General features: G+C 64.2%; 21 protein-coding genes. 12 read left to right on the top strand and 9 right to left on the bottom strand.

Annotated elements, in window-relative coordinates; all coding sequences use genetic code 11:
• Nucleotides 1-49: 49 nt before the first annotated feature.
• The 3 genes from efeB to P0D71_RS12545 form a co-directional block, all read right to left on the bottom strand.
• The gene (gene efeB, locus P0D71_RS12555; protein ID WP_408349399.1) at nt 50-1,357 is read right to left on the bottom strand and encodes an iron uptake transporter deferrochelatase/peroxidase subunit; all 1,308 of its coding nucleotides are present in this window, start codon (nt 1,355-1,357) and stop codon (nt 50-52) included.
• A gap of 37 nt (nt 1,358-1,394) precedes the next feature.
• Nucleotides 1,395-2,570 carry an NHL repeat-containing protein gene (locus P0D71_RS12550; protein WP_408349402.1) on the bottom strand — a complete coding sequence of 392 codons (1,176 nt, stop codon included), beginning with the start codon at nt 2,568-2,570 and terminating at the stop codon, nt 1,395-1,397.
• Between the two features lie 100 nt (nt 2,571-2,670).
• Nucleotides 2,671-4,194 (bottom strand): carbohydrate porin, encoded by a 1,524-nt coding sequence (locus tag P0D71_RS12545; RefSeq protein WP_408301427.1) that lies wholly within the window; start codon nt 4,192-4,194, stop codon nt 2,671-2,673.
• On the opposite strand from P0D71_RS12545, the gene P0D71_RS12540 reads away from it, so the two are divergent.
• From P0D71_RS12540 to hutC (P0D71_RS12495), 10 genes are all read left to right on the top strand, one after another.
• Nucleotides 4,094-4,366, top strand: coding sequence for a hypothetical protein (locus tag P0D71_RS12540; protein ID WP_408301485.1), 273 nt, complete (start codon nt 4,094-4,096; stop codon nt 4,364-4,366). The genes P0D71_RS12545 and P0D71_RS12540 overlap by 101 nt on opposite strands.
• A 164-nt stretch (nt 4,367-4,530) precedes the next feature.
• On the top strand, nt 4,531-5,214 hold the full coding sequence (locus P0D71_RS12535; RefSeq protein ID WP_408301425.1) for a hypothetical protein: 684 nt from the start codon (nt 4,531-4,533) through the stop codon (nt 5,212-5,214).
• Nucleotides 5,215-5,441: 227 nt separating this feature from the next.
• The gene (locus tag P0D71_RS12530; RefSeq protein ID WP_408301423.1) at nt 5,442-6,278 is read left to right on the top strand and encodes an arylamine N-acetyltransferase family protein; all 837 of its coding nucleotides are present in this window, start codon (nt 5,442-5,444) and stop codon (nt 6,276-6,278) included.
• A 12-nt stretch (nt 6,279-6,290) separates the two neighbouring features.
• Nucleotides 6,291-6,971, top strand: a complete 681-nt coding sequence (locus P0D71_RS12525; protein ID WP_408184907.1) for a methyltransferase family protein — start codon at nt 6,291-6,293, stop codon at nt 6,969-6,971.
• 273 nt (nt 6,972-7,244) lie between these two features.
• Nucleotides 7,245-8,105: a transporter substrate-binding domain-containing protein gene (locus P0D71_RS12520; protein WP_091802157.1), complete on the top strand. Its 861-nt coding sequence runs from the start codon at nt 7,245-7,247 to the stop codon at nt 8,103-8,105.
• 161 nt (nt 8,106-8,266) lie between these two features.
• Nucleotides 8,267-8,989, top strand: a complete 723-nt coding sequence (locus tag P0D71_RS12515) for an ABC transporter permease (protein ID WP_091802154.1) — start codon at nt 8,267-8,269, stop codon at nt 8,987-8,989.
• 14 nt (nt 8,990-9,003) lie between these two features.
• The gene (locus P0D71_RS12510) at nt 9,004-9,759 is read left to right on the top strand and encodes an ABC transporter permease (protein ID WP_091802150.1); all 756 of its coding nucleotides are present in this window, start codon (nt 9,004-9,006) and stop codon (nt 9,757-9,759) included.
• A gap of 35 nt (nt 9,760-9,794) precedes the next feature.
• Nucleotides 9,795-10,586, top strand: coding sequence for an ABC transporter ATP-binding protein (locus tag P0D71_RS12505; RefSeq protein WP_408480260.1), 792 nt, complete (start codon nt 9,795-9,797; stop codon nt 10,584-10,586).
• A 37-nt stretch (nt 10,587-10,623) separates the two neighbouring features.
• Nucleotides 10,624-12,273 (top strand): HAL/PAL/TAL family ammonia-lyase, encoded by a 1,650-nt coding sequence (locus tag P0D71_RS12500; protein WP_408480258.1) that lies wholly within the window; start codon nt 10,624-10,626, stop codon nt 12,271-12,273.
• Between the two features lie 92 nt (nt 12,274-12,365).
• Nucleotides 12,366-13,127 carry a histidine utilization transcriptional repressor HutC gene (gene hutC / locus P0D71_RS12495; RefSeq protein WP_408480256.1) on the top strand — a complete coding sequence of 254 codons (762 nt, stop codon included), beginning with the start codon at nt 12,366-12,368 and terminating at the stop codon, nt 13,125-13,127.
• Between the two features lie 24 nt (nt 13,128-13,151).
• Here the strand turns inward: hutC (P0D71_RS12495) and hutC (P0D71_RS12490) are convergent, their stop codons facing one another.
• The 5 genes from hutC (P0D71_RS12490) to P0D71_RS12470 form a co-directional block, all read right to left on the bottom strand.
• Nucleotides 13,152-13,955: a histidine utilization transcriptional repressor HutC gene (gene hutC, locus P0D71_RS12490; RefSeq protein WP_408480254.1), complete on the bottom strand. Its 804-nt coding sequence runs from the start codon at nt 13,953-13,955 to the stop codon at nt 13,152-13,154.
• 52 nt (nt 13,956-14,007) lie between these two features.
• Nucleotides 14,008-14,877 (bottom strand): amino acid ABC transporter ATP-binding protein, encoded by an 870-nt coding sequence (locus P0D71_RS12485; protein WP_408184911.1) that lies wholly within the window; start codon nt 14,875-14,877, stop codon nt 14,008-14,010.
• A 19-nt stretch (nt 14,878-14,896) separates the two neighbouring features.
• The gene (locus tag P0D71_RS12480; RefSeq protein ID WP_091802132.1) at nt 14,897-15,559 is read right to left on the bottom strand and encodes an amino acid ABC transporter permease; all 663 of its coding nucleotides are present in this window, start codon (nt 15,557-15,559) and stop codon (nt 14,897-14,899) included.
• A gap of 31 nt (nt 15,560-15,590) precedes the next feature.
• Nucleotides 15,591-16,241 (bottom strand): amino acid ABC transporter permease, encoded by a 651-nt coding sequence (locus P0D71_RS12475; RefSeq protein ID WP_091802129.1) that lies wholly within the window; start codon nt 16,239-16,241, stop codon nt 15,591-15,593.
• A 116-nt stretch (nt 16,242-16,357) separates the two neighbouring features.
• Nucleotides 16,358-17,185 (bottom strand): transporter substrate-binding domain-containing protein, encoded by an 828-nt coding sequence (locus P0D71_RS12470; RefSeq protein ID WP_091802126.1) that lies wholly within the window; start codon nt 17,183-17,185, stop codon nt 16,358-16,360.
• Between the two features lie 287 nt (nt 17,186-17,472).
• Here P0D71_RS12470 and P0D71_RS12465 point away from each other — a divergent pair, with 287 nt between their 5' ends.
• Together P0D71_RS12465 and P0D71_RS12460 are read left to right on the top strand one after the other, a co-directional pair.
• Nucleotides 17,473-18,462: an isopenicillin N synthase family dioxygenase gene (locus tag P0D71_RS12465; protein WP_408480252.1), complete on the top strand. Its 990-nt coding sequence runs from the start codon at nt 17,473-17,475 to the stop codon at nt 18,460-18,462.
• Nucleotides 18,459-19,871 (top strand): FAD-binding oxidoreductase, encoded by a 1,413-nt coding sequence (locus P0D71_RS12460; RefSeq protein ID WP_408480250.1) that lies wholly within the window; start codon nt 18,459-18,461, stop codon nt 19,869-19,871. Before P0D71_RS12465 ends, P0D71_RS12460 begins: the two co-directional genes overlap by 4 nt.
• 73 nt (nt 19,872-19,944) lie before the next feature.
• Here P0D71_RS12460 and P0D71_RS12455 read toward each other — a convergent pair whose 3' ends face one another.
• Complete coding sequence (locus P0D71_RS12455) at nt 19,945-23,403, bottom strand: GMC family oxidoreductase N-terminal domain-containing protein (RefSeq protein ID WP_408480298.1); 3,459 nt, start codon at nt 23,401-23,403, stop codon at nt 19,945-19,947.
• Nucleotides 23,404-23,420: the final 17 nt, after the last annotated feature.

The raw sequence follows: 23,420 nt of genomic DNA, 5'->3' as shown, positions 1-23,420 counted from the left end.
CGTTTTGATGTGATAGTTGATTTGTGTTTTGCCGACTGCGCGGCTCGCATTACGCCTCGAACAATCCCGCGCCGATATACGAACCCGGCTTCGCGCCCGGCGGCACGGCGAAAATCGCGCTGCCTACGTGCGTCGTGAACTGGTTCATCATGTCGAACTTCGCGAGCTTGTCGTTGATCGGAATGAAGCCGGTGCGCGGGTCGCCCTGATGCGCGATGAAAATGAGCCCCGCGTCGTATTCGGTTTCCTGGCGCCATGGCGGCCAGCGCTCGATGTAGAAGTTCGTGCCGTCGTTATACGAGTACGAACGCCGCAGAATCTGCGCGCCGTTGTTGCTCGCCTGATTCGACAGACGCACGTGCGAGTTCTCCGGAATCACCGGATTGCCGTCCTTGTCCTCTTCCTTCAGGTCCACGGCGTCGAATTCGTTCTTCTTGCCGATCGGCGCGCCGCTGTACTTGTGGCGCCCGAATACCTGTTCCTGGAAGTCCAGTTCGGTGTTGTCCCAGTGCTCCAGCGTGATGCGGATGCGTCGCACGACGGTGTAGGTGCCGCCTTCCATCCACGGCGCGTCGGCGCTGGCGCCGGCCCACACGAATTCGTTCATCAACTGCGGCTTCGCGGTGGACGGATTGTTGGTGCCGTCCTTGAAGCCCATCAGATTGCGCGGCGTCTGACCGCGCGGACCCGACAGGAAACCGGACTGGCCCCAGCGCATCGCCGCCGTGCCGTAAGCGAGACGCGCCAACTGCCGGACCGCGTGAAACGCGACCTGCTGATCGTTCGCGCAGGCCTGAATGAACAGATCGCCGCCGGTTTTCTCCTTGATCAACTGGTCGCCGTTAAAGCGCGGCAGATCGACGAGCGCGGCGGGGCGGCGCGCGGCGAGGCCGTAGCGATCCTTGCCTTCATGCGTGAACAGACCGGGGCCGAAGCCGAAGGTGATCGTCAGGCCGCAGGGGCCGAGGCCGAGCACATCGCCGGAATCGGGCGCGGCCTGGTTGTCGCCGGCGTCGCCGGTCGCCAGCGGCGCGGCCGTGCCGCCTTGCGTGAGACGCGCGGCCGCGTCGGTCCACGCGCGCAGCAGCGCGATCACGTCGTCACGTTTCTCGGTGGTCAGATCGAGCGCGGCGACGTAGGTGTGGCTTTGCTGCGGTGTGACGATGCCGCCCTGATGCGCGCCGTAGAACGGCTCGACGGCCAGTTGCGGATCGACGGGGGCATGCGCCTGCGTTCTGGCGAGCGCGCTCTGCGGCGCGGCCAGACCCGCGCCGAGGCTCGCGCCGGCGGCGACCGCGGCGCCGCCCGCCTTGAGAAACCCGCGCCGTGAAGGCCGCGGGGGGTGATCGTTTGCCATGGTTACTTCACCTTCATTTGGCGTTGGAACATTGAAATCACTTCGCGAGCACGAGCGTGTTCACGTCGTCCTGCACGTAGTAGAAGCCGTCGCCTTCAGGCGTCATTGCGAGGCCGAACAGGTCGCCGTTGCCCGGCGGCGATTGCGCCTTGTCGGTGTCGATCCAGCGCGCGTAAATCTGCTTGCCGCTCGCCGGATCGATTTCGACGATCTGGCCGTTCAGCGCATTGGTCACGAGCAGGTGGCCGTTAGGCGCGGTGACCATGGCGAGCGGGCGGTGCAGCAGGCCGTCGGCGGTCAGTTGACGGCCGACGCCCGCGCTCGTGTCGCGCGTCATCGGTTCGTCGATTTCGGTGATGCGGTTGCCGATCGCGTCGGACACGTAGAGCAGTTTCTGATCGGCCGAAAGCGCGAGGCCGGTCGGGCCGACGAGGAACACGCCCTTATCCGCCTGCGCGCCGAAGTTGCTGCCCACCACCGTTTCTTTCTTGACGACGGGCGGTTTGCCGGCCGGCACGTCGAGATCCAGGCGCAGCACGGTGGCCTGCTTGAATACCGGCGGATTGCCGTCCGCGCCGCCCACGCCGAAGCCTGCGTTGCTGACGAACAGCGTCGCGCTGGTGCCGTTGTCGACGACCGCCATGTTGCCCCACGGGTCATTGATGTTCGGGCTCGTGATGGTCGAGGCGACCTTGCCTTGCGGATCGAGCACGATCAGGCAGCCGGCGCCCTTGGTGCCCGTGGTGCCGTCGTTGCTCGGCGTGCTGCCGACGATCACGTAGCCGGACTTGAGCATCGTCATCGCGGTCGACAGGCCGATACCGCCCGGGCATTCCTTCAGATCGCGCGGCACCGTGGCGAACACCGTCATCTCTTTGGTGTCCGGGTGATAGTTGATGATCGTGCTGCCGGTGCCCTGCAGATTGGTCGAGTTGTTGAAGTTGCCGACCAGCACGTCACCTTGTTTGACGGTGCCCGCCGTGACCGGCGCGACCACCACCGCGTACGGATTCTGGTCGCCGTTGCCCGGCACGGTATTGATCAGCGTGGTGTGATGCTTGACGGTTTCGAGGAAGCCTTGCGGCTCGGCCTGCGCGCTGCCGGCCGTCGCGAATGCGGCCACGCTGACAGCGGCGGCGATCAAAGGCCGTGCGAGCGGCCATGCGAAGGCCCGCGCGGCGCGCGGCGAAAACTTGCGCGTGGGGTTGTTCACGATTGAGCCTCCGTGCCTGCGCACAAAGCGGTGATTGCGGTCATGATCGAAAGCATGGAATTCGATGTGTCGGTAGCGTGTGAGTTGGGCGCGAACGTCATCAGAAATTGATGTTGGTTCGCACGCCGATAACGAACGTGTTGCGCAGCGGCTGGGTCGGATCGTTCGGATTCTGGCCGGCGCCGGCGTTGAACGTGTATTGCGCATCGGCTTGCAGTTGCCACCACGGATTGACCTGATACTGATAGGTCGCCTCGAGCGTGGTTTCACTGGTGCGTATGCCGTACGGGCTATTGCTGAATGCCCGCGCATCCGTATCGAGCCCGTTCACGTGATTGCCGACCTTGATGTACGTGAGCGCGAGGCCGACGCTATCGTTGTCGCGGCCGGCGAACGGCGCTTTCATGACTATGCCGAGGTTGGCGGCGAGGCTCACCAGGTTGCGGTCGCCGGGCGCGCCCATCACGCGGGCAAATACGCCGATGCTGCGCGCTTCGTCCGGGTCCGGACGCCAGATCATCTGATCGGCCACGGCGTAGAAGCTGTAGTCGCCGTGGTGATTCTGCGCGACGCCGCTCGTCGCCGGATTCGCAAGCGACAAGCCGGTGTTGTCGTAGCGCTGATCCGCGAAGCTGCCGTTGTTGTACCAGACACCGAGCTTGTAGGTGCCCGGCAAACCGCCGCCGCCCGCGCCGACCATTTCGCCGTCGGCCGGCTGGTTGATCGCGTACTGCAATTCGCCGATGAACAGCGTGCCGTTGTGCAGATTGAAGTTGGTGCCGCTCTTGTTGTCCGGGTTGTTGCCGAGCGGATCGCCGTCGAACACGCCGGCTAACGCGGTCAATGAAGGCGTGATCTGGCCGCGCACGCGCACGCCCAGATCGGACAACGGATACGCCGGGCCGCCGGACGGCATGTCGTACGAGGGCAGGGCGGGCCAGCCGAACATCGTGTTGACGAACAGCGCCGAGTACTGGCTCGTGATGAATTCCTGGTCGATACTTTGCTGACCGATCTTCACGTCGAGGCGCTTGTTCAGGAACGACTGCTGGTACCACAGTTCCCACAGGCGGGTGGCGTCATCCGCTTCGATGCCGCTCGCCGTATTCAGTGTGCCGAGCTTGTTGGCGCTGAGATTGGCGCCGTGAATCTGCAACGCGCTGACGTTGAAGAGGCCGCCCGGCAAGCCGAAGGCTTTTTGCGTGTCCAGTTGCACGGTGCCGGTCGTCAGGCCGTCGTAGTCGGCGCCACGCGCGAGACCGCCGCGCAGGTTGGCGAGCACTTCGCTGGTTTCGGTAAGCGTGAAGGTCACACCGTATTTGCCGAGCCACGGGCGCAAGCCGCCAATGTCGCCGAGCATCTGCTGTCGATTCCAGAAGCCGGTCCACTGGTTCGTCTGCGTCGCCTGAATCTTCAGGTCGGCCTCGGGCGCTTCCGGCGTGGCGTCGGGATTGGCTTCGGCCATCGCGGCGCCGGCAGTCAGCGACGCCCAGGCGAATGCCGTGCAAAGCGCGGCGCGCCGCATGGAAGGCAACCGTGAACGGCACGCCGCCTTGGCGCGCGGCTCGGAATCGCGAAACGGACGCGCCTTCGCGCCAGGTCCGTTGAATTGGGCGAACTTCATCGAAATCCTTATTGGTGTTGTATCGACTGATTTGAACCATCGCGGCGCGTTGGCGCGTGCCCGCGATTTTGCCGCATGGTTCGCGACACCCGTTGCAGCAGATGGCGAGATCGTACGCATGCGAAATGGGTGCGTCAACACAAATGAGAACGATTCGCATCAATATTACTGACTTATAACTTTGTTCTTTACGGGCTGCTATTGAACGGCATTTGCATGTAATTCGCCGTCAATGAAAGCGTAATGAAACCGTATGGATCTGGACATATCGAACGCGTTCCGGGGTGTCGTGTCGAACTCGCACGAATACCCGAAACGCCCATTCAGGAGAGGGATATGAACAAACGCAAGATGTTGATTTCGCTGCTGGCGAGCAGCGGTTTGCTGGTGAGTGGCGCGTCGAATGCGCAATTGAATCTCAAACAGTTCGGCATAGGCGGCGGCGACAGTTCGGCGGGCGCCGGGGCGACGGCTTCGTCGGGCGGTGTCTCGCAGTTGTTGCAGACCTATGTGGGGGCGAACCAGCAGGTGCTCAGCGGCCAGTCGAGTCTTGCCTCCGCGATGGGCATGAGCAGCGCGGCGGGGCAGGCGCAGCAGGCGGCGGGATTGCTGAGCGGCGGCACGCCCTCGGTGAGTCAACTGACTCAGGTGGGCAGCACGCAGCAGTCGCTGTCGCAAACGCTGACGCAAGCCTTTGCGAGCCGGGCGAGCGGCAGTGCGTCGGCTACGCCCATCAACAAGGAGGCCTTCACGGACGGGTTGTCGTCGCTGGGTAAAGGCGTGAGCCAATATTCCAGCTTGCAGTCGGGGCTCGGCAGTATCGGCCAGATGAGTCCGTCGTCACTGCTGCAGTCCGGCATGAATCCGCAGACGGCGCAAAGCGCCTCGTACATCGCGCAATCGGCGCCGGGCCAGTTGCAATCGTTGATGTCCACGCTGAGTTCGGCCGTGCAGTTCGCGTCGAGCCACGGCATCAGCGTGCCGTCTATTGCCACCTCGGCGTTGAAGGGCGGGCAGTAAGGGGAAGTAGGCAGGCGGCAGGCAACATACGGCCTCGGCAAAGCGCGCCGCCCTCGCACGGGCGGCGCGGGCCGCTGCCTACGAAAACAGGTAAGCAGCACGGCAGCGAGCGGGCCCTGAAAGCGGCTATGATCGATTTCCGAAACCGCCCGGCCGCAAATCACCGCACACAGCCGCACGCTGTTGCATAAGCGTCCGGCGCCCAAAACCATACCGGAACCCTGCCGATGCCGCACACAGTGAATCTGGAAAACTACTTCGCCCGCATAGGCTACGACGGTCCGCGCGCGGCCACGCTGGAAGTCTTGCAGGCGCTTCACCGGCTGCATCCGCGCGCGATCCCGTTCGAGAATCTGAACCCGCTCACGCGGCGCCCGGTGAAACTGGATCTTGAGGCGGTCGAGCGCAAACTCATCACCGAACGCCGCGGCGGCTACTGTTTCGAACAGAACGCGCTGTTCGCCGACGTGCTGCTTCAGTTGGGCTTCACGGTCACGCCGTTGCTCGGGCGCGTGCTGTGGGGTCGCGAGTCGGACGCCGTTCCGCCGCGCACGCATATGGTGTTGCGCGTCGACATAAGCGGCGAAGCCTGGATCGCGGACGTCGGCTTCGGCAGCGTGACGCTGACCGCGCCGCTGCGGCTCGCCGCGGGCCTCGCGCAGTCCACCGAACTCGGTACGTTCCGTCTTGCCGACGCATCGCGCGAGGCGCTCTATCTCGAAGTGCAGGCACGCGACGAAAGTTGGGCGCGCGTCTATCGCTTCGATCTGCATCCGGTCGAGTGGATCGATTACGAAACCTCGAACTGGTATACGTCGACATCGCCGGAAGCGATTTTTGCGAGCACGCTGATCGTGTGCCGTGTGCTGCCCGAAGCGCGGCTCGCGCTGCTCAACGATCAATTAAGCGAGCGCGCCGCGGACGGCCGGCTCATCAGCGAGCGGCAGCTCGGGAGCGCCGCCGAACTCGCCGCGTGTCTGCGCGATCAGTTCGGCCTGGATACCGGTGAGATCGACATCGCCGAGATATTCGAGCGCGTGCGCACGCCGGCGAAAACCGCGTAGCGACGAACGGCCATGGTCGCGCGCCTCATTTTTCAAACGGTGGTGTGGCTGCTCGGCATGGGCGCGCTGCTGTTCGGCGCGGCGGGCACCTTTGCGTGGCCGGCCGCGTGGTGGTACGTGATCGAGTTGGGCGTGCTGAGTCTATGGATCGGCTTGTGGCTCGCGCGTCATGATCCCGGTCTGCTCGCCGAGCGTCTGTCGCCTTTCGTGCAGGAGCAGCAAAGCCGCTGGGACCGCATATTCATGGTGGCCGTCGCGGTGGTGTGGTGCGGCTGGCTGGTTCTGATGGCGTTCGACGCGATACGCTTTCGTTGGACCGCGCCGCTGCCGGTCGCGCTGGTCAGCCTCGGCTCGCTGTGCGTGTTCCTTTGCCTATTCATGTGCCGCTTCGTGTTCCAGGCCAATAGTTATGCCGCGCCGGTCGTGAAGATCCAGGCAAGCCGGGGGCATAAGGTGATCGACACCGGCCTCTACGCGCATGTGCGTCACCCCATGTACGCCGCCGCGTTGCTGATGTTCGTCGGCACGCCTTTGCTGCTCGGGTCGTTGTGGGGACTCGCCCTCGTGCCGGTCATGGTGATCGGCATCGGCTGGCGCGCGGTGCGCGAAGAGCGCGTGCTGGCCGCGCAACTCGACGGTTACACCGACTACATGGCGCGCGTGCGTTATCGGTTCGTGCCGTTTATCTGGTGAGGCGCACCGCGACACCATCGCTGCGCATCAACCTGTCTAGACAAAACAAAAGGTGCGCTTGCATGCGACGACACGCGCCATCCCCCTCACGCACGTAAAGACTCCCCGAAAAGTCCCGTCGCACGGCATCGTCTAGGGGCTTACCCGATGATCCGGCCAATTTCCCGCAAATTGTCTTGCAGCGGCTTTTTGACTCATGCAGACTTGTCTATACAAATTAAGCAGCGGTTAAACACTCGGTTCGACGGTTTCCTCAATCAAAGGAGTTTCGACGTGAAAGTGAAGCGCACGACGGCAGCAAAAGCATTGATCGGCGCCGTTATCGGCGCCGTGGCAATTTTCGCGGCACCGGTGCAGGCCAAAGACTGGAAGACAGTGACGATCGCGCTCGAAGGCGGCTACGCCCCGTGGAACCTGACCTTGCCAGGCGGCAAACTGGGCGGCTTCGAGCCTGAACTGGTCGCCAACCTGTGCGAGCGCATCAAGCTGCAATGCAACCTCGTGGCGCAAGACTGGGACGGCATGATTCCCGGCCTGCAGGCTGGCAAGTTCGATGTCCTGATGGATGCGATTTCGATTACGCCGGAGCGCGAAAAGATTATCGCCTTTTCGAAGCCGTACGCCGCCACGCCCGCCACGTTCGCCGTGGCCGACGCGAAGATTTTGCCCAAGGCCGCGCCGGGTGCCGGCGTCGTGAAGCTGTCGGGCGATCCGAAGGCCGACCAGCCGACTGTCGACGCGTTGCGCAAGCAGCTGAAGGGTAAGACCATCGGCATCCAGTCGGGCACGGTCTACACCAAGTTCATCAACGACGGCTTCAAGGACATCGCCACGATCCGCGTCTACAAGACTTCGCCCGAGCGCGATCTGGATCTGGCCAACGGCCGCATCGACGCCTCGTTCGACGACGTGACTTACTACGCTGCCAATATCGACAAGAAAGAAACCGCGTCGATCGCGATGGCCGGCCCGAAGATCGGCGGCCCGATCTGGGGCCCGGGTGAAGGCCTGGCGTTCCGCAAACAGGACGCCGATCTGAAAGCGAAGTTCGACACCGCGATCAGCGCCGCGCTTGCCGACGGCACCGTCAAGAAGCTCTCCAACAAGTGGTTCAAGACCGACGTCACGCCTTGATTTGGCGGGCGCCCCGAGCCTGTTGCTTCGCGCGAGGCAACAGCTGTGGGCGGCCCGGCGTTTTCCTGAGCGCGTTCGGAAGATGCGGCGCGCGCGACGGCCTCACTGCGCGAGCCGGCTGGTTCGGATCCGCCGCAGTGGATGAAGATGAGAGGTAGGGAATGGCTCTGATACAGATGCTCGGCTTCGGGCCGGAAGGCTGGGGCGGCGTACTACTGCTCGCGGCATTGATGACGGTCGCGCTCACGCTCGCGGCGCTCGCGGTCGGCGCCGTGTTCGGCGCGCTGGTGGCGGCGGCCAAGCTGTCGCGTTTGCGCACGTTGCGCGTAATCGGCGATATCTACACCACCGTGTTTCGCGGCGTGCCTGAACTGCTCGTCATCTATCTGTTCTATTTCGGCGGCTCGACGCTTGTCACGACCATCGGCCAGTGGTTCGGCGCGGACGGTTTTGTCGGCGTGCCGCCGTTCGTGATCGGCGCGCTTGCCGTGGGCATGATTTCAGGTGCCTATCAGGCCGAGGTGTACCGCTCGGCGGTGCTGGCGGTGTCGCGTGGCGAACTCGAAGCCGCGCGCTCGATCGGCATGCCGACGCTGACCATGGCGCGCCGCATCCTGATTCCGCAAGTGTTGCGTTTCGCGCTGCCCGGCATCGGCAACGTGTGGCAGCTCAGCCTGAAGGACTCGGCGCTGATCTCGGTGACGGGGCTCGCCGAATTGCTGCGCACGAGCCAGGTGGCGGCGGGGTCCACGCACCAATACTTCACGTTCTTCGTGGTGGGCGGCGCGCTCTACCTGCTCATGACCAGCATCTCGAACCGCGTCTTCAACCGCGCCGAAGCGCGCGTGGGCCGGTCCTTCAAGCGCAACTTCGCGCGTAACTGACGAGGGCGGCCATCATGCATTTCGACTTCGACTTTCTGTTCGACACGCTCAAGCAACTGCTCGCGGCTGTGCCGACCACGCTTGGCCTGTTCTTCTGTTCGCTGATTCTCGGCGGCCTGCTCTCGCTCGTGATCGTCACAATGCGCGTGTCGCCGCACTGGCTGCCGAATCGCTTCGCGCGCGCTTATATCCTCGTGTTCCGCGGCTCGCCGCTCCTGATCCAGATGTTCCTCGTGTACTACGGCATGGGCCAGTTCGGCGTGATACGCGAGAGCTTCCTGTGGCCGGTACTGCGCGAGCCCTACATGTGCGCGGTGTTGTCGCTCGCGTTATGCACGGCCGGCTATACCGCCGAGATCATTCGCGGCGGCTTGATGGCCGTGCCGGTCGGTCAGATCGAGGCCGGTTATTCGATCGGCCTGTCGGGCTTCGCGCTGCTGCGCCGCGTGATCGGCCCGATCGCCTTGCGCCAGTGCCTGCCGGCGTATTCGACCGAAGCCGTGTTGCTCGTCAAGTCGACCGCGCTCGCGAGTCTCGTCACCGTGTGGGAAGTGACCGGCGTCGCGCAGCAGATCATTCAGCAAACCTATCGCACGACGGAAGTCTTCATCTGCGCCGCGCTGATCTACCTGTTCCTGAATTTTGTCATCGTGCGGCTGCTCGGCCTGCTCGAAACGCGTCTGTCGCGCCACCTGCGAGCTGCGCGCCCGCAGGCCGCCGTGAGCCGCAAAGTTTCCAGCACCACCGAAGCGCGTCGCGCCGCGCCTTGAACGGCCGCCCATCCTGGATGAATCTGGAGAATCCCATGAACGCTACGGCACCCGTTGCACTGTCGGTCAAGAACATTCATAAATCGTTCGGCGATCACCATGTGCTCAAGGGCATTTCACTCGACGCCCACCAGGGCGATGTGATCTCGATTCTCGGCGCGAGCGGCTCGGGCAAAAGCACCTTTCTGCGCTGCCTGAATCTGCTCGAAACACCCGATGACGGCTCGGTCGCCCTCGCCGGCGAAGAATTGAAAATGAAGCGCCGCAGCGACGGCAAGCTGCAGCCGAGCGACCGCCGCCAGGTGGACCGGGTGCGCTCACAGCTGGGCATGGTGTTCCAGAATTTCAATCTCTGGTCGCATATGACGGTGCTGGAAAATCTGATCGAAGGGCCGATGCGCGTGCAAAAGCGCAGCCGTGCCGAGTCGGTGGAAGAGGCGGAGGCCCTGCTGGCGAAAGTCGGCCTTGCGGAAAAGCGCGGCCACTATCCCGCGCATCTTTCAGGCGGGCAGCAGCAGCGCGTGGCGATTGCGCGCGCGTTGGCGATGCATCCGAAAGTCATGCTGTTCGACGAGCCGACCTCGGCGCTCGATCCCGAACTGGTGGGCGAGGTGCTGCGCGTGATGCGCTCGCTCGCTGAAGAGGGCCGCACCATGCTGGTCGTCACGCACGAGATGGGTTTCGCGCGCCATGTGTCCAATCGCGTGCTGTTCCTGCATCAGGGGCAAGTTGAAGCCGACGGCACGCCCGACGAAGTGTTCGTCGAATGCAAGTCGGATCGCTTCAGGCAATTCGTTTCGAGCCATCAGGACCGCACCACGAACTGATCAGTATCACCAGGTAATTTCCAAGTAGAGCGCTGACATGGCCGTAATCCGTTCCAATCGTCCTCTCGACTGGGCTCAGGTGGCAGCGGTTGCCGCCGGCGAGCCGCTCGAGCTTTCCGCCGACGCCCGCGCGCGCATCGCGGCGGCGCGCGTGCTCGTCGAACAGATCGTCGAGCGCGGGATTCGCGCGTATGGCGTGAATACCGGCGTAGGCGCGTTGTGCGACGTGATCGTCTCGCCGTCCGAACAACGCACGTTGTCGCGCAACATTCTGATGAGCCACGCGGTCGGCGTCGGCGCGCCGCTCGGTGTCGCCGAAACGCGCGCGATCATGGCCGCGGCCGTCAACAACTTCGCGCACGGCCATTCGGGGATTCGGCTCGAAGTCGCCGACCAGCTGGTGGCGCTGCTCGACGCGGATTGCTTGCCGGAAGTGCCCGCGTTCGGCTCGGTCGGTTATCTGAGCCACATGGCGCATATCGCACTTGTTTGCATCGGCGAGGGTTACGCGCGTTTTCGCGGCGAGCGGCTCAAAGGACGCGACGCGCTGCAACGGCTCGGGCTCGAACCGCTGGTGCTCGAAGCGAAAGAAGGCTTGAGCCTGATCAACGGCACGCCGTGCGTCACGGGCCTTGCGGCATTGGCGCTCGCGCGGGCCGAACGCCTGCTCGACTGGACCGACATGGTCGCCGCGATGAGCTTCGAGAATTTGCGCGGCCAGCTCGCGGCTTTCGATGAAGATTCGCTGGCATTGCGTATTTCGCCGGGCTTGAACCTGGTCGGCGAGCGGATGCGCACCGCACTGGCCGACAGCGGCATTCTCGCGGCGGTGGTCGGCCACCGCACGCAGGACCCGCTGAGCATGCGGACCATTCCGCACGTGCATGGCGCCGCGCGCGACGTGCTCACCGCGACCGCCGACGTGGTCAATCGTGAACTCGCATCGATTACCGACAACCCGATCGTCGCCGGCACGCCGGAAGACCCGCGCGTGTATTCGCAGGCGCACGCGGTGGGCGCTTCGATCGCGCTGGCGATGGACAGTCTCGCCACCGCGATCGCACAAGTCGCCGCGATGGCCGAGCGGCGCCTCGACCGCCTCGTCAATCCGCTGGTCAGCGGCCTGCCGGCGTTTCTCGCCGAGCCGGGCGGCACCTGTTCCGGCTTCATGATCGCGCAGTACACCGCGGCCTCGCTGGTCGCGCAGAACCGGCGTCTCGCGCTGCCCGCAAGTCTCGACGGCGGCATCACGTCGGGCTTGCAGGAAGACCACCTGTGCCACGCCACGCCGGCCGCGCTGAAGGCGCTGGAAATCATCGACAACGCCGGGCGCATCCTCGCGATCGAATTGCTGGCGGCCGCGCAGGCCTACGACCTGCAAAGTATCGACGCGCCGCGCGCGCCGCATACTGAAGCGCTCTGGCAGCGCGTACGCTGTGTCGTGCCGGCGTACCGCGACGACCGTCCGCTCGCGGACGACATGAGCATCGCCTTTCGCATGATCGCCGATGAGGCGCCGCCGCCGTTGCCGAACCCTGGTAACATTGGCCCTCGGCCGGATACGTCCGTCGACGGCACCGAGCTGGCGAGGCCCGCAACGGTCACGAATCAGGCGGGCGCGGGCCACGTTCGCGCCGCCGCGAGTATCGCCGTCAACGACGGGCACGCCGCCGCGCACATGGCATGATGGAAACAGTGCCGGTGCGCGGGCTTACCCGCCGGCGCGCCGGTCGAGGTGTACCAACCAGGTAGAACCCGCGTACCACCCACGAGGTCGGAGTGAACACAACTACAAACGCGCGAAGCGCAGAGACGCAGGGCTGCCCCGATAGCAAACGGGAGACCCCCGCGAAAGCGATGCCCGCTTACGAGCAGATCAAACGCTACGTCATCCGCCGCATCAGCGAAGGGGACTGGAAGCCCGGCGGACTGATTCCTTCTGAAACGGAACTGGTCAAGGAATTCGGCGTCGCGCGCATGACGGTGTCGCGCGCGCTGCGCGAATTGACGACCGAACGCGTGCTCACGCGCGTGCAAGGCTCGGGCACCTTCGTCGCGCCGCAGCGCTACGAATCGACCGTGCTGGAAATCCGCAATATCGCCGACGAAATCGCCGCGCGCGGCCACCGCCATTCGGCGCGCGTGCTGACGCTGGAACCGAGCGACGACCCGCACGCGCTCGAAGCGCTCGGTCTCGCCAGCGGGCCGGCGTTTCACTCGTGCATCGTGCATAGCGAGGAGGGCGAGCCGATCCAGTACGAGGACCGCTACGTCAACCCGAAGGTGTTTCCCGACTACCTGCAGCAGGACTTTACGATCGAGACGCCGAATCACTACATGGTGCGGCTCGCGCCGATCCAGCGCGCGGAGTTCCGCATTTACGCGCAGAAGCCCGACGCCCATGTGCGGCGGCATCTGATGATGGATATCGGCGAGCCGTGCCTGCAACTCTGGCGTCGCACATGGGTAGGTGACGATGTGGCGACGTCGGTGCGGTTGTGGCACCCGGCGTCGCGTTTTCATCTGGCGGGCAACGTCTAGCGCGGCTCGACTCAGAGCGCGGTTTCAACCCTGGCGTTGCGACAGATCCGGCGAGAAACGGCAGCCCAGCCGGTAGCGCGAGCCGGGGTGCACGAAACGCGCGAACGTGACCGCTACGCCGCTCGTCCACGTGCGGCGCATCAGCGTGAGACACGGTTCCTCGGCGCGGATTTCGAGCAGGTCGGCTTCGGCGCGCGTGGGCAGCCCCGCGTCGACTATGTGTTCGACGTCGTGCGCGGGCACGATCTCGAACAGATATTCCGACGGCCTGATCGCCGAAAAATCCTGCTGTAGAAAGTCCGGCGCGATAGCCGGGTTCACATAGCGATCCTCCAGTTGCACCGGCAAGCCGTTCTCCCGATGCACGCAGATCACATGAAACACCGACGCACCCGGCGCCAGCCCCAGCGCGTTCGACACCATCACTGAAGCCGTTTCGCGTTGCAGCAGCACCGTGTCGTAGCGATATTCGTGGCCGCGTGAGCGGATCTCGTCGCCGATATGGGCGATCATCAGCAGCGTGGATTGCGGCTTGCTTTGCGCGACGAAGGTGCCGACACCGGAAACGCGCGTCACCAGTCCCTCTTCGGCGAGCTCGCGCAGCGCACGATTGACCGTCATGCGCGACACGCCGAGTGTCGCGACCAGATCGAGTTCGGACGGCAAACGGTCGCCCGCCTGGCGTTCGCCCGATTCGATGATGTGGCGGATATGGCTCTTGACCTGTTCGTAGCGCGCGGCGGGTGCCTCGGCCGCGGCGCGCGCGGCTTTCAGGGCCGCGGCGGAAAGCGGCTTGTCGTGAGCGCGGCTGCGAACGGTGGAGGACATCGGCGGCCTTGGCGTCAGTGTCCGCGTGAGGCAGGCGGAAAGCGGTGGGCGCTCATAGCGGCTGCGCCTCGTCGGCGCCGCGCGCCCAGAAAGCGTTGCGGTCGAAGTAGTTTTGCAGGAACTGCCGCAAGCGCGGCTGTCCGGCATCGTGAAAGACATCGCGCGGTTTGCCTTGCACGGCGATACGGCCTTGATCGATGAACATGACTTTGTCCGCGACCTGCGCGGCGAAACCCATTTCGTGCGTGACCACGGCCATCGTCATGCCGTCGCGCGCGAGCTGTTTCATCACTTGCAGCACTTCGCCGACCAGTTCCGGATCGAGCGCCGAGGTCGGCTCGTCAAATAGCATGATGTGCGGCTCCATGGCGAGCGCTCGCGCAATCGCCACGCGCTGCTGCTGGCCGCCCGAGAGTTTGGCCGGATACGCGTCGCCCTTGTGCGCGAGGCCGACTGTTTCGAGCATGGCGTTGGCGCGGCGGCGCGCTTCGTCGCGCGACAGATGGCGAACGCGCAGCAGGGATTCCATCACATTGCCGAGCGCCGTCATGTGCGGCCACAGATTGAACTGCTGAAACACCATGCCGACGTTGCGCCGCACGCGATTGATCTCGCTTTGCGACGCACGCACGCGTTTGCCGTTGCGCTCGCTGTAACCGAGCAGCTCGCCTTCGATGCGCACGTCGCCCTGATCGTAGGTTTCGAGTGCGGCGAGGCAGCGCAACAGCGTGCTCTTGCCCGAACCGGACGGGCCGATGATGCACACCACTTCCGAGCGCGCGATCTCGAGATCGACACCGCGCAACACTTCGACTTCACCGAAGCGTTTGCGCAGGTCGCGCACTTCGATCAACGGCGCACCGGGCGATGCTTCGATGTTGGCAGTAGGCGCGGAGGAGGGCATGTCGGCGATGGCGTTCATAGGAGGGTTCCGTTTCCGTTCATGCCATGAAGCGTGCGATGCGGGTTTCAGCCCACATGCCCGCGCGCGAAGTCAGTTCGACCAGCGCGAGATAGCACACGCACAGCACGAGCAGCGTTTCGACGAAGGCAAAGGTCGCCGAGCCGATACCGGTCAGCACGAACGTGAGTTCAGGCACGGTGACGATGGACAGCACGGCCGTTTCCTTGCTCAGCACGATGATCAGATTAGTCAATGCAGGCACGATCAGCACGAGCATTTGCGGCACCTGAACGCGCATGACCGCCTGCCAGCGTGTGAGGCCCAGGCACGACGCCGCTTCGAGATGGCCTGGCGGCACCGACTGGAAACCGGAGCGGAAGGCTTCGGCGAAATAGGCGCTGCCGTATAGGCCCAAACCGAGCACACCCGCGGTCATCGGTTCCAACGTGAGGCCGAAGGACGGGCCGCCGTAATACAGCAAAAAGAGCTGCACGAGAAACGGCGTGCCGCGAAACAGTTCGATATAGACGCGCAATACGCCGCGCACCCAGCGCCCGCAGAAGAGTTGCAGCACGGCGATCAGAAAGCCGATCACGATGCCGATCGCGACGCCCGCAGCCCAGGTGCCGAGCGTCGTGGCGAGGCCCGCGGCGATCGGCTGCAGGTTGTGCGTGATGACGGTGGGATCGAGCTTTTGCATGGCGTGGATTCGAGGTCGAACGCTGGGCCGCTCAGGCGTGCTGCAAGCGGTATTCGGCGGCGTGTGCGACGAGCGCGAGCGCGCCGCAGATCACGAAGTAGATCAGCCCTGCGGCAAGATAGGCTTCCAGCGGCCGATACGTGCTGGCGGCGATGTTCTGCGCGGTGCGCGTCAGTTCGGCCACGCCCACCACCGAGATCAGCGAGGAAGCCTTGATGAGCAGCACCATTTCATTGACGAGCGACGGCAGCGTCAAGCGGAACGCTTGCGGCACGAGAATGCGTCGCAGCATGTCGAATGGCGAGAGGCCGAGCATGCGGGCGGCTTCGAGATGGCCCGGCGGAATGCTGAGAAAACCGCCGCGCAGAATCTCGGCGATATAGGACGCGGAGCACAGCGACACAGCGCTGATCGCCGCGACGACGGGCGACACGTTGATGCCCGCGAACGGCAGCAGGTAGTACACCAGCAGCAGTTGCACCAGCATCGGCACGCCGCGAAAGAAGAACACATAGGCGCCGCCGAACATGCGCGCCGCGCGATTCGGCGAGAGGCGCGCCGCGCACACACCGATCGCCACGAAGAAGCCGATCAGCAGACCCGTCAGCGAAATGCCGATGGTGGCGAGCGCCGCATGCAGCAGCAGCGGCAAGCCCTGGAGGAAGACGGTCGTGCTGAACATAAGCGTCGCACTCGCTAGAACGGGAAACGCGATGCGGCCCGGGGCGCGGTCCGCATCGCTTGCATCACGACACGTGCATCGAAATCGGCACGTGAGCCAGGCAAAGCGTGAGGCGATCAATAGTTCGGCGCGGGCATGGTTGTCGGCGCATCCATGGCGACACCGAACCATTTCTTCTGCAAGGTGGCGAGGCGTCCGTCGTTGTGCATTTTCACGAGCGCGGCGTTGAACGCATCGGCGAGCGGCTTGCTGTCCGCGTCTTTACGCAGGCAGTACGCGAAATACACCTTGGCGCCGAACGGGGGCTGCACCACGGCGAACGTTTCCGGGCGCTGCTTCGCCACATACGCAATGTTGGTCATGGAGTTCGCGACCGCCACGATCCGGCCCGCGGCGAGATCGGCGTAAGCCTGATTGTTGTCGACGTATTCGCGGATTTCAGGCGGTTTCGGCAGCGTGGCGACGTAGGCCTTCAACTGGTCGAGCTGCGCCGAGCCCTTGCCGGCGCCCACCGTCTTGCCCGCGATATCCGACGATTGCTTGAGCGACGAATCGTTCGCGCGTTTGAGCAGCGCATCCGTTGCGTCCGCGATCGGCAGCGTGTAGGTGTAGCGCTCCATGCGCGCCTTGGTGACGGTCAGCGGGCCGCCCACCATGTCGAACTTGCCCGCTTCAAGACCCGGCAGCACGCTCGGCCAGGGCAAGTCGATAAAGCGCACCTTCACGCCCATTTCCTTGCCGACCTCGGCGAACAGATCCTTGTTGAAGCCCGCTTGCTGACCGTTTTCGAGGAAGTCGAAGGGCGCGAACTGCATCTCGGTGCCGACCACCAGTTCGCCGGCTTTCTTCACTTTGGCGAGTTGATCTTCCGCGTGGGCGGTGACGCTTGCCGCGCATAACGCCAGCATGACCAAACGACACTTCCAGCCTGCAAGGATGCTCATGGGATTCTCCGGTTGGCAAAGCGGTGTCGCGCGAAGGTGGTGCACGAAACGGGTTCGGCGCGAGTCATGCGAGGCAGTATATACCGCGGTTTTCCCGCGAAAAAAATAAACACTCGAGTAGAGAAAAGCCCTTATATGAAGCGGTGCGAAGCAGCTTGCGGGTGTGCTTTTGGCGGTATATACAACTGCAATGCGTGAGGCGGAACGAGGTCTTCCCGTAGACGATTCATGCGCTTTCATGTGGTTTTTTCATCAGTCGATTCGATCCGCCCATCAGGAGCAGCGCGATGCCCGTGACCCGCATTCCGATCATCGATCTCGCCGGCGTTCGCGCGGGCGACCCGCAGGCTTTGCAGCGCGTCGCACAGGAAATCCGTGAAGCGTGCACGACGATCGGCTTCTTCTACATCGTCAATCATGGCGTGCCGCAAGACTCGATCGATGCCGCTGCGCAGGCGGCGCGCCGCTTCTTCGCGTTTCCGGTGGAGACCAAGCGGCGCGCGGCGGTTAATGAACGGCATCGCGGCTTCAATGCGCTCGGCGACGCGACCATGTACGAGGCCAAGCGTCCCGACTACAAGGAGTTCTTCAGCATTGGCCTCGAATTGCCGGAAGACGACCCGGACGTGCTGGCAGGTCAGGCGCTGCGTGGGCCGAATAACTGGCCGGACTTCATGCCGGAGTTGCGTCCCGCGCTATATGGCTACTACGAAGCGGTCGCGGCGTGCGGCGCGGATCTGCTGCGCGCGGTGGCGGTGAGCCTCGGCGTCGACGAACATTTTTTCGCGCCGCGATATACCAAGCGGATGCAGCGCACGCAGATGGTCTACTATCCGCCGCAGCCGCCCCAATCGGACGACGATCAGTTCGGCGTCGCGCCGCATACCGACTACGGCTGCATCACCTTGTTGTGGCAGGATCAGGTGGGCGGCCTGCAGGTGCGCGAAATCGCCAACAATACGTGGGTGGACGCGCCGCCGGTCGAAGGCAGCTTCGTGGTCAACGTAGGCGATCTACTCGCGCGCTGGACCAACGACCGCTTCCGTTCCACGCTGCATCGCGTGATCAATGCGTCGGGTCGCGAGCGCTATTCGATCGCGACGTTTTATGATCCGACTTACGGCGCGATGGTCGATCCGCGCGATCTCGGTACGAACGAAGCGGACCTCAAGTATCAGCCGGTCGCCGCGGGCGACTATATTCTCGGGCGTATCAACGACTCGATGGGCTATCGGAAGAAACGCGCCGCTGAAGGCGCGCAAGGAACCACTGCATGACAGACAACAGCACGGCGGGTCACACAGCGCCGCTTTCCGCGACATTCGCCGCGCTGCGCGCCGCGCTCGGTGAAGACAGCGTGCGCGTGGGCGAGCAGATCGGCGAACGCGCGATGACCGACTGGACACGCCACGATCCGACGCGGCCCGCGGCGTTGCTCCTGCCGCGCACCACCGAGCAGGTTGCGCGTGCGCTGTCGATCTGTCACGCGGCTCACCAGCCGGTGGTGCCGCAAGGTGGCATGACCGGCCTTGCGGGCGGCGCGATTGCGCGTGCCACGGATATTGCGTTGTCGCTCGAACGGATGGCCGGCGTCGAGGAAGTGGATGCCGCGTCGGCCACGCTGACCGTGCGCGCCGGCACGACCTTGCAAGCCGCGCAGGAAGCCGCCGCGCAAGCCGGCTTCGAACTCGCGCTCGATCTCGGCGCGCGCGGGTCCTGCCAGATCGGCGGCAATCTCGCGACCAACGCGGGCGGCAACCGGGTGATCCAGTCGGGCACCGCGCGCGACCAGGTGCTCGGCCTCGAAGTCGTGCTGGCCAATGGCGACGTGCTGACGTCACTTGGCAAGATGGTGAAGAACAACACCGGCTATGACCTCAAGCACTGGTTCATCGGCTCGGAGGGTACGCTCGGCGTGATCACGCGTGCGGTGCTGCGGCTTCATCCGCCACGCGCCGCGCGCCACACCGCGCTGGTCGCACTCGATGGCTACGATGCCGCCGTGAATCTGCTGCGCCGCTTGTCCACGCGATTTGGCAACGACATCGGCGCGTTTGAAATCATGTGGCCGGACTTCTACGACTTCGGCGTGAAGCTGACCGGCACGCGTTCGCCGTTCGCCGAAGCGCACCCGCTCTATGCATTGATCGAACACGCGAGCTTCGATGCGGGCGATGGCGGCGAACGGTTTTCCGCCGCGCTGACAGAAGCCCTCGAAGCGGGCGCGATCCGCGACGCTGTGATCGCGCAGTCGGTGGCCGACGTGCGCGCGCTTTGGGCGATTCGCGAATGCACCGCGGAGTTTCCGGTGCGGCTCGACGCGATCAACTTCGACGTGAGCTTGCCGATCGGGGAGATCGGCGTTTTCGTCGACCGCTGCCGCGCGGCGCTCGATCAGCGCTGGCCGGGCAATGCCTCGTATTTCTTCGGGCATATCGGCGATTCGAATCTGCATGTCACGGTGGACGGCCATTCGATCCCCGGCGTCGATCATCACGCGGTGTACGCGTTCGTCTACGACATGCTCGGGCCGCTGCATGGTTCGGTGTCGGCCGAACACGGCATTGGTCTGCTCAAGCGCGAGTTCCTGCCGATCTCGCGCTCGCCGGCCGAGTTGGCCGCGATGGCCGCGATCAAGCATGCGCTTGACCCGCACGGTATTCTGAATCCGGGCAAGCTGTTCTGAGCGGGCTGCGCCGTCACGCGCGAGAAGCGTGACGGCGCGTGAGACGCGTGAGCGTAGGCGTGCTCGCCCTGAGTCAATGCGCGCCCAGGTACTTCGCGATCACCGGATAGACATCCACGGCGGCGTTCTTGCCGAAGATACAGTCGATGTGGCCATAGCCCGGAATGATGTGCCGCTCGTAAGGCTGCTCGGGGAAGTGCCCGGTCAGCATCTCGTAGGTGAGCAGCGTGCTTTTCGGCAGATAGGTTTCGTTTCTATCGCCGTGAATGAAGCCGATCGGCCGGCGCATGCCTTCCAGCCCTTTCATGCCGTCCGCGCCTGTCAGATAGACATCCTTGCCGGCGGCATCGACCACTTTGCCGGCCCGCACCATGGTGGCCAGGTGCTTGAATACCTCGACGTCATGCACGCCAAGCAATTCCTGCAGATTCGCATGCAGCGTCTCGTTCAGTTGTGCATGTTCGTAGAGCAGGCCGTACAGGAACGTCGCGCGGTGGCAGATCGGATTGCCGCAACCCTCGTCGTGATCGAGCGGGTAGAACTTGAGCGCCTCATCGAGCAGATTGTGGGGCCACGACTTGTGTTCCGTATAGGCGGTCAGGTCGAGCACGCCGAGGTGTTTCATGATGTCGGGGATATGCAGGCCGGCCTTGAGCTTCTGTAGCGTGCCCGGCACCGGGTGAGTCGACACCTGCGAGATGACCGCCGAACGCACCCCTTCGAGTCCATACAGCAGCGACATGCTCAACGCCAATCCACCCAGGCAGTGCCCTAGTGCCTGAATCTCCGGGGCGCCGGTCAACTCGCGGATTTTGGCAACCGCGGCCGGAATGTCTTCGCGCGCCACCTTGTCGACGTTGGTCGGCACGAGCACGCTCGGCATTTCGATGCTGACGCGCAGATCGACGAGCCACACGTCGTAGCCTGATGCGCAAAGATACTCGACCATGTTGGTCGCGATCAGGTCGGTGGAATAGATGCGGCTCGATACACCCGAACCGTGAATCAGCAGCACCGGGCGCGCCGCTTTGTTCGCGGGGTCGAGGTAACGCGTGAGTCTCAGCTTCGTTCCATCGGGCGTGTCGAAGAAGAAGACCTGCGGCACCGGCGCGCGCAACGCACGTTTCAGGCGCGGTTCTGCATTCGGGTTGAAGTACTGCAAGGGCGCGGCCACGCCGCCATATTCGGTGAACAGCACACCCGCGAAAAACTTGCCGAATTTCAGGGTCCATTCGAGGCGCGTCTTCAGGTCGGGCGCATGGGTGACTTCCAGCGTGCGTTGCTGCTTGAGGAAATTTTCGGGCGTGATGATCAGTGTTGCCTTGCCGATCAGCGGCGCGTCCGCTTGCGCCGATTCGCGAATCTCCGCGTATAGCGTGTTGGTCTGCTCCCACAAATTGATCGGCGAGGTACGGGTGATGATCTTTTGTCCGCTCAGATAATACGTCTTGCCTTCGGTGGAATTGAGCGTCATGCGGTAATTCATGTTGCGCTCGTCCACGTCGGACGCGTCGACCACGAACAGATTGAAGGTGCCGTTGGAGATCGTCATCGGCTGCGCGGAGAGCGCAGGGCAGGTCAGCGTACCCGCGGTTCGCGCCAGATGCTGCGGATTGCTGAGCATATCGGCGAGATCTTCCGATTCGACGGTCAGCGTGAACTCCATCGGACTCGTGGCGGCTTCGCCCGCCACGACCGGCGTGTAGGTGCCGATCATCGTTTCGGTGAATTGCAGGCCGATCTTCTGCGGCGAGGAGGGCGTCAACGACGAGGACGCGAGTTCGGGTGTCGGTGCAGGCGGTAAGCTCGGCGTCGCCGCTGCACCGGCAGACGAGGCGGCCGTCACCGGATGCGTAGCCAGCAGCAGTTCGCAATTGCGTTCGGCCAGCGCGGAAATGGTGAGGAGCGGATTGACGCCGAGCGACATCGGCATGACGGCGCCGTCCATTACGTAGAGACCGTCGTGCACCGCGTTGCCCGTCGCTCCGCTGAACACGCGGCCCATATGGTCGACCACGCCGCGCTCCGCATCCTCGCCCATGCCGCAGCCGCCGAGCGGATGCACGGTAACGGTGCGGTTGCCGACAATTTCAGTGGAAATCGGATTGCGCAGGTATTTGCCGCCGAGCGGCACGGTCGCCTGCTTGAGCGCTGCCTCGACCACCTGGAAGATCGGCTGCTTGCCGGCGTTCTCCCACACGATGCGCGGCTGGCCTTTGTCGTCCACGTCGATCTGGCCGTTTTCGTCGTCATGCGCCATGACGAGGTAGCTTTGCGTGTGATTGAGCGCGCCGTGATAGGGGCCGCGCAGAAAGCTTTCGGACACGCGGGCGTCGTAGGCGAGTTGGTCCGCGAGCGAGCGCGGCGCGACATCCACACCCTCCAGCGGCGCGGCGGCGCCGAGCAGGCCGACGAGCGCCGCGCCCACCGGTCCGGCCAGCGAGCCTTCCTCGATCACGTAGCCGTCCTTGACGTTGCCCGTATTGCGATGATCGATGAGGCCGGTAATGGTCGGCCCGACCGGCGGGATTTCGCCCTTCTCGTGCGCGCCCCAGCCCACGCCGTTGATCACGGGGTCGGTGTTGTACGCAAAGGCGAGCACGTCGCCATTGCCGGTGAAGTGTTTGCCGAGCATGCCGGAGACGCTCAACCCCTGATTGCGCGAGCGCAGCAGCAACGCGGTCGAACCGATCGTGCCGGCCGACACGATGACGATATCGGCGCTCACGAACAGGTCCGGGGCGCCATAGCTTTCGCGGCCGAGGCTCACCAGTTGATAGCCGACGATCCATTTTTGCGTGGCCGCGTCGCGCCGAACGGAGTGGACGGCGGCTCCGGTGAAAATCTGCGCGCCGTGCGCCACGGCGTCGGGCAGATAGTTCATGTGGGTGGAATTCTTCGCGTCGTAGTTGCAACCCGAATTGCAATCGCCGCAGCCGACGCACGCCTTCTGCTCGACGCCCGCGGCATTCACGCGGTCCTCGAAGGTGACGGTGATATCCGGGCGCGTAAAGCGGTCTTCCATGCCGAGCGCCTGCGCCGACGTTTCGAGCGCCTGCAGTTTCGGCAGCGTCGGGTAATCCTTCGGCACGGGCGACGGTTGCAGCATCGCGCGGGCGAGCGCGTAGCCCTTGTCGCGGGCCGCCTTGTCGGCGCGCAGCGCGGCCGGCCAGCGTTCGTCGTCCCACAGGCGCGGGTCGGCTTCGAGTGCGACATTCGCGTTGATCAGCGAGGTGCCGCCCAGACCGCAGCCGACTACCGCGTTCACGTCTTCGTTCACGTGCACTTCGAGCAGTGCCAGCGGGGAGCCGATATGGGCTACCGCCGTGTTGTATTGCACTTGCGCGGCGCCCTGAAACGGCGTGCGAGGGAATTCGCCCGCCATGAATTCGCGCCCGCGTTCGAGCACGCACACGCGGCGTCCGGCGCGCGCCATGCGGCATGCGGCGATCGCGCCGCCGTAGCCGGAACCCACCACGACCACGTCGTAGTGCGATTGAATAGCGGTCACGGCGCTCGATAAGCGGTTCATCACGACCACCTCGTCTG

The sequence above is a fragment of the Paraburkholderia sp. RL17-383-BIF-A genome, from assembly GCF_046028015.1.
In the GTDB taxonomy this organism is placed as follows: Bacteria; Pseudomonadota; Gammaproteobacteria; order Burkholderiales; family Burkholderiaceae; genus Paraburkholderia.
Note: the sequence above shows the minus strand (reverse complement) of the source record. Positions and strands in the feature narration are given on the sequence as shown.